The 6,620-nt window shown below is 67.8% G+C and carries 3 protein-coding genes; all 3 read left to right on the forward strand.

Features of this window, described 5'->3' with window-relative positions:
* Positions 1–66: 66 nt before the first annotated feature.
* Positions 67–1,101 carry a rod shape-determining protein gene (locus JMF86_RS17795; RefSeq protein ID WP_011547227.1) on the forward strand — a complete coding sequence of 345 codons (1,035 nt, stop codon included), beginning with the start codon at positions 67–69 and terminating at the stop codon, positions 1,099–1,101.
* A 167-nt stretch (positions 1,102–1,268) separates the two neighbouring features.
* Entirely contained in the window at positions 1,269–1,961 is a 693-nt protein-coding gene (locus JMF86_RS17800) for a YdcF family protein (RefSeq protein WP_011547228.1), read from the forward strand.
* A 711-nt stretch (positions 1,962–2,672) separates the two neighbouring features.
* Positions 2,673–6,620, forward strand: a 3,948-nt coding sequence (locus tag JMF86_RS17805; protein ID WP_201317093.1) for an autotransporter-associated beta strand repeat-containing protein, incomplete at its 3' end; no start/stop codon positions are given.

Here is a 6,620-nt window from a genome sequence, read left to right on the forward strand (position 1 = left end):
CGGTATGGACGCGCGGCAAAAAGTGCGGCGCGGCTGTCCCGGCCCGTTCCCTCACCAAGGTTTGATATGTCGACACCGCTGTTCGGAAAGTTGTTTGCGCAACCCGTTGCGATCGACCCGGGAACGGCGAGTACGCGGATCTATACGCATGAACGCGGCGTGGTGCTGAACCAGCCGTCGGTCGTGTGCTTCCGCAAGGGCGGCGCGAGCGACGCGCGGCCGACGCTCGAGGCCGTCGGCGAGCTGGCCAAGGCGCTGCTCGGCCGCGAACCGGGGCATCTGGAAGCCGTGCGGCCCATGCGCCACGGCGTGATCGCGGACGCGCACGCGGCCGAGCAGATGATCCGCAGCTTCATCGACATGTCGCGCACCCGCTCGCGCTTCGGCCGCCGCGTCGAGGTCACGTTGTGCGTGCCGTCCGATGCGACGGCCGTCGAGCGCCGCGCGATCCGCGAGGCCGCGTTCGCGGCCGGCGTATCGGAGGTCGAACTGATCGAGGAGTCGCTCGCGGCCGGGCTCGGCGCGGGCTTGCCGGTGACCGAGCCGGTCGGCTCGATGGTCATCGACATCGGCGGCGGGACCACCGAAGTCGCGGTCATCGCGCTCGGCGGCATCGTCTACCGCGAGGCGATCCGCGTCGGCGGCAGCCAGTTCGACGCGGCGATCGTCAACCATGTCCGCAACCTGTACGGCGTGCTGCTCGGCGAACAGACGGCGGAGCACGTGAAGAAGGCGATCGGCTCGGCCACCAGCGCGGTGCCGCGCACGTCGACCCGCGCCGTCGGCCGCAGCATCGGCGACGGCCTGCCGCGTTCGGTCGAGCTGTCCAACCACGACGTCGCGGACGCGCTGGCCGCGCCGCTCAAGCAGGTGATCGGCGCGGTGAAGTCGGTGCTGGAAAACGCGCCGGCCGAACTCGTGACCGACATCGCGAATCGCGGCGTGGTGCTCACCGGCGGCGGCGCGCTGCTCGCCGATCTCGAGCGCCTGCTGTACGACGAGACCGGGCTGGTCGCGCGGATCGCCGACGAGCCGGCCACCTGCGCGGTGCGTGGCGCCGGCGAGGCGATGGGGCGGCTCGCGATGTGCCCGGTCGATTGAGCCCGGGCGGTGCCGGTTTCGCGGCGCGGCGCATCCTTCACATTCTTTCGATCTCCCTATGGCCGACCTGCGTGGCCGGCATCGGTTCGTCGCATGGACAGGCGCGAGCGCGCCGTGCTAGCGTGACGCGCCCGTCGTGACGTGCCCGTTCGGGGCTGGGCCGGCCGATGCGCCCGACGACACCTGAGAGACCGAATACCTTGAAATATCGAACCAAACGGAGCTTTGCGGCCCGGGCCGGCCGCGTGCTGGCCGTCGTTGCGTGCGTCTGGGCCGCGGCGGCCGCCGCGATCGTAATCCATGGCATGCGGATGCCGAGCAACCCGGCGGACGTCGCCGTGATCTTCGGCAACGCGCTCGACGACACCGGCGCGCCGAAGCCCGTGCTCGCGGCCCGGCTCGATGTGGGCGTGCGCTGCTATCGCGCGGGGCAGTGCCCGGCGTTTCTGGTCAGCGGCGCGATCGACGGCCCCGGGCTGAACGAGGCGACGGCGATGCGCGACTACCTCGTTGCGCGCGGCGTGCCGGCGGACCGGATCGCCGTCGACGACCAGGGCGACAACACGCTCGCGACCGCGCAGCACACGCTGGCCTACCTGCACGCGCATCGCCTGTCCCGCGTGCTGATCGTCAGCCAGTATTACCACCTTGCGCGGGCGCGTCTCGCGTTCGAGCGCGTCGGCATTGCGCGGTCGAACATCTCCGCCGCCTATCCGCGCCGCTTTCAGTGGCGCGATGTCTATTCGAGCTGGCGCGAGGTGCCGGCCTACGCGGTGTATGCGGTGCGGCTGTGGGTGAATCCGGATGCGCGGCCGGTTTCGTTTCGGCCGATGCTTTATTTGATGCGGCTGTTTTCGTGAGGCGACGGCGCCGGGAGCGCGCGCTTCCAATCGGCGTGGCTTCCTTCTCCCTCCGGTTGCCTACCGTCTCGTGTCGGCGGTGCGAACGTCATTGACGCCGGACGAACGATAACGATTTGCGTTGTCGCTTCATTTCGAGACGAAAATCGAAGCAACGCCCGTGATTGTTTGAGAATCCGCATTCGCATGCCAATTTGGCAAATGCGGATGAGTCGTATTGGCGATTCGGGACGGTTAATATATTGCACTGCAAAATTCGCAGATACTGAATCAAGTCGATATATCAGTGTTTTCACGGATGCGGTGCATCCAGTGTCTTTGCGAAAAGTCAAAAAGCGCCGTCGAAAAACGTGCCGGATTGTCATTTCCGATAGCCTGTCGGGAAGTAAAAAGTACATATTCCTTGACCCTTGATCCGACGGGGAAATATCGACTGGAAAACGGTTCGAGTTTGATATAGCCTTGTCTGATAAAAGCAGGGCGGTAATCAAATCAACCAGAAAGTCGCTGCAAAAATACAGGGGCCACCATCATGTCATTCGACTAGTTCCGAACCTGCACTCCCAGGTTGTTAAAAAATTCATCCATGAATAAACCGACATCGCGTCGCGATTGCCGGAGCGGACGCTTTTATCCGTGATTTTCTGCCGTGCGTCAGTCGGTGTGGCCGCAATACCAATACCAAAGCCGAAATCAATAACGAGGGAAAGCATGACTATTGCGCGTTCGAAAAAAGCGGGTGAGCCGTTTCCGAGACTGCTGTTGCCCACGGGCGTGTTTCTGGCGCTGTCGGGCGCGGGCATCGTTCCCGCCCACGCGACCTGCAGCACGGCGGGCACCACGGTGACCTGTTCCGGCGTCGCGAATCCGCTGGCGCCCAGTTATTCGAACAGCGCCAACAACGTGAACGCGACGGTCAACCCCGGTGCAAGCGTCGGCGTGCTGCTCGGCGTCGGCGGCACGGCGATGTCGCTGACCGGCAATAACGTCACGCTGACCAACAACGGCACGATCGACCCGTCGGCGCTCGGCTCGGGGCTCGGCGTGCTGTCGAGCGGCACGGTGGTCGGCAACGCGGCGGCGAGCACCACGACCGTGACCAACAACGGCACGATGATGGGCTCGACCGGCGTGGCGATCAGCGGCGTGACGGGCATGGCGCTGTCGGTTCAAAACGGCGCGGGCGGCACGTCGACGATTACGAACACGGGTACGATCGGCTCCTCCCCGCTGGTCGGCGCGACGCTGACCGGCGCCGATGCGCCGGTGGTCGCCGCGTACGGCGGCGGCACGGTCAACATGTCGAACAGCGGAACGATCACCGGTCGCGTGTCGTTGGGGTCGAGCGGCACACCGGGGCAGGGCAATACGTTCACCAACTCGGGCACGATCAACGGCGGCGTGTCGATGGGGGCGAACAGCACGAATACGTTCAATGCCGTGACGGGCTCGTCGGTCAACACGGCCGGCGGCACCGGCGGCGCATTCAACATCACGGTCGGGCCGATCACGCTCGGCGTGGCGGCAACCGGCGTGGTCGACGGCGGCGCGGGCGGCAACAACACGCTCAACCTGCAGCAGGGAACTGCGGCGAACGGCACGATCGCGGCCAACAACTACATCAACTTCAATCACCTCGACGTCACGAGCGGCAACTGGACGATCAACGGCGCGTCCACCGCGCAGGACGCGACGCTGTCGGGCGGCGTGGCGATCATCAACAACAACGCGTCGCTCGGCACCGGTACCGTCACGGGCAACGGCGGCGCGTTGCAGGCCGGCACGACGGGGCTCAACGTCTCCAACAACGTGTCGCTTGGCGCGGGCGGCCTGACGGTGCAGGGTGCGACCGGGCTGACGCTGTCCGGCACAGTGTCGGGGGGCGGCGCGTTGACAAAGAACGATGGCGGCACGCTGACGCTGTCCGGCGCGAACAGCTACACAGGCGCCACGAACCTGAATGCCGGCGGCCTGGTGGTCGGCAACAATTCGGCGCTCGGCATCGGCGCGCTGAACGTCAACGCGTCGGCGTCGCTCGACGCGAGCACGAACGTGACGCTCGGCAACACGGTCAATCTTGCCACCGGCTCGACGCTGACGCTCGGCGGCAGCAACGCTCTCGGGCTGACCGGCACGATCAGCGGCAGCGGCGGCCTCACGAAGAACGGCGCGGCGACCACGACGCTGAGCGGCGTGAATACGTATACGGGCGATACGACCATCAACAGCGGCACGCTCGCGCTGAACGGAGCCGGCAGCCTGTCGGCGACCGGCACGGTCAACCTGACCGGTGCGGGCGCAACGTTCGACGTGACCGGTGCGTCGGGCGCGCGGACCATCGGCTCGCTGGCCGGCGCGGCCGGCACGAACGTGACCCTTGGCGCCAATTCGCTGACGCTCAACGGCAGTGGCAATGCGACCTATGCCGGCACGATCGGCGGGTCCGGCAGCGTGACGCTGTCGGGTACCGGCACGCAATCGCTGACGGGCACGAACGTGTACACCGGCGGCACCAACCTGAACGGCGGCAACCTCGTCGTCGGCAGCAATACGTCGCTCGGCATCGGCGCGGTGAACGTGAACGGCTCGTCGACGCTCGATGCGACCACCAACGTGACGCTCGCGAACGGCGTCAACCTCGCGACGGGCACGACGCTGACCCTTGGCGGTAGCACCGACCTCGGCCTCGGCGGCGTGGTTTCCGGCGGTGGCGGTCTCGTGAAGAACGGTGCGGCGACGCTCACGCTGTCGGGCGCGAACAACTATGCAGGCGGCACGACGCTGAATGCTGGCGGACTGGTGCTCGGCAACGGCTCGGCGCTCGGCACCGGCGCGCTGACCGTCGGCGGCTCGGCGACGCTCGATACGAACACGAACCTCACGGTCGGCAACGCGATCAACCTCACGACGGGCAATACGCTGACGCTCGGCGGCAGCAACGCGCTCGGGCTGAGCGGTGCGATTTCCGGCACGGGCAGCCTCGTGAAGAACGGCGCGGCGACCACGACGCTGACGGGCGCGAACACGTACACGGGCGGCACGACGATCAATGCCGGCACGCTGGCGATCGGCGCGGGCGGCAGCCTGTCGTCCACGGGGACGGTGAACCTGGTCAATCCGGGGGCCGCACTGGACATCAGCGCGGGCAGCGCGCAGTCGATCGGCGCGCTGTCGGGCGCCATCGGCACGAGCGTGAGCCTCGGCGCCAACGCACTGACGCTGGGCGGGACCGCGAGCGGCACGTTCAGCGGCACGATCGGCGGCACCGGCAGCCTGACGCTGGCGGGTACCGGCACGCAGACGCTGAACGGCGCAAATACCTACACCGGCGGGACGAATCTCAATAGCGGCAGCCTCGTGCTCGGCAACAACGGGGCACTCGGCTTCGGTGCGCTGAACGTCGGCGGCGCGGCCACGCTCGATACGAATGCGACCTTGTCGGTTGGCAATGCAATCAATCTCGGCACGGGCGCTGCACTGACGCTGGGGGGGAGCAACAATCTCGCACTGGGCGGCGCGATTTCCGGCGCGGGCAGCCTCGTGAAGGACGGTGCGGCCACCACCACGCTGACCGGCGTGAATACCTACACGGGCGGCACGACGGTCAACGGCGGCACGCTGGCGATCGGCGCGGGCGGCAGTCTCGCGTCGACCGGCACGATGAACCTCGCAGGCGCCGGTGCGATGCTGGACCTGAGCGCCGCGACGGGCGGCCAGACGCTCGGTGCGCTGTCGGGTGTCACGGGCACGAACCTCAACCTCGGCGGCAACGCGCTGACGCTGGGCGGGACCGCCAGCGGCACGTTCAGCGGCGCGATCGGCGGCACCGGCAGCCTGACGCTCGCGGGCACCGGCACGCAGACGCTGAACGGCGCGAGCACCTATTCCGGCGGGACGAACCTCAATAGCGGCGGCCTGGTGCTCGGCAACAATGGGGCACTCGGCTTCGGTGCGCTGAACGTCGGGGGCGCGGCCACGCTCGATACGAATGCGACCTTGTCGGTCGGCAATGCGGTCAATCTCGGTACGGGCGCCGCGCTGACGCTGGGCGGCAGCAACAGTCTCACGCTGGGCGGTGCGATTTCCGGTGCGGGCAGCCTCGTGAAGGACGGTGCGGCCACCACCACGCTGACCGGCGCGAATACCTACACGGGCGGCACGACGATCAACGCAGGGACGCTGGCGGTGAGCGCGGGCGGCAGCCTCGCATCGACCGGCGCGATGAACCTGGCAGGCGCCGGCGCGACGCTCGATCTGAGTGCCGCGACGGGCGCACAAACGCTCGGCGCATTGTCGGGTGTCGCGGGAACGAGCCTCAACCTCGGCGGCAACGCACTGACGCTGGGCGGTACGGCCAGCGGCACGTTCGGCGGGGTGATCGGCGGCACCGGCGGTCTCACGTTGTCGGGCACCGGCACGCAGACGCTGTCCGGCGCGAACACCTATACGGGCGGCACGACGATCAACAGCGGCAGCACGCTGGCACTCGGCGCGGGCGGCAGCCTGGCGTCGACCGGCACGGTGAACCTGACCGGGTCGGGCGCGACGTTCAACCTGAGCGGCGCATCGGGCGCGCAGACGATCGGCGCACTGACCGGCGCGGCCGGCACGAACGTGAACCTCGGCGGCAACGGGCTGACGCTGAGCAGCGCGGGCAAC

This window comes from Burkholderia sp. E168m15, assembly GCF_016586105.1.
In the GTDB taxonomy this organism is placed as follows: Bacteria; Pseudomonadota; Gammaproteobacteria; order Burkholderiales; family Burkholderiaceae; genus Burkholderia; species Burkholderia orbicola.

Excerpts from the sequence above, each read along its gene's own strand:
- JMF86_RS17795 (WP_011547227.1), top strand. The coding sequence starts at position 67 with ATGTCGACACCGCTGTTCGGAAAGTTGTTTGCGCAACCCGTTGCGATC.
- JMF86_RS17800 (WP_011547228.1), top strand. The coding sequence starts at position 1,269 with ATGCGCCCGACGACACCTGAGAGACCGAATACCTTGAAATATCGAACC.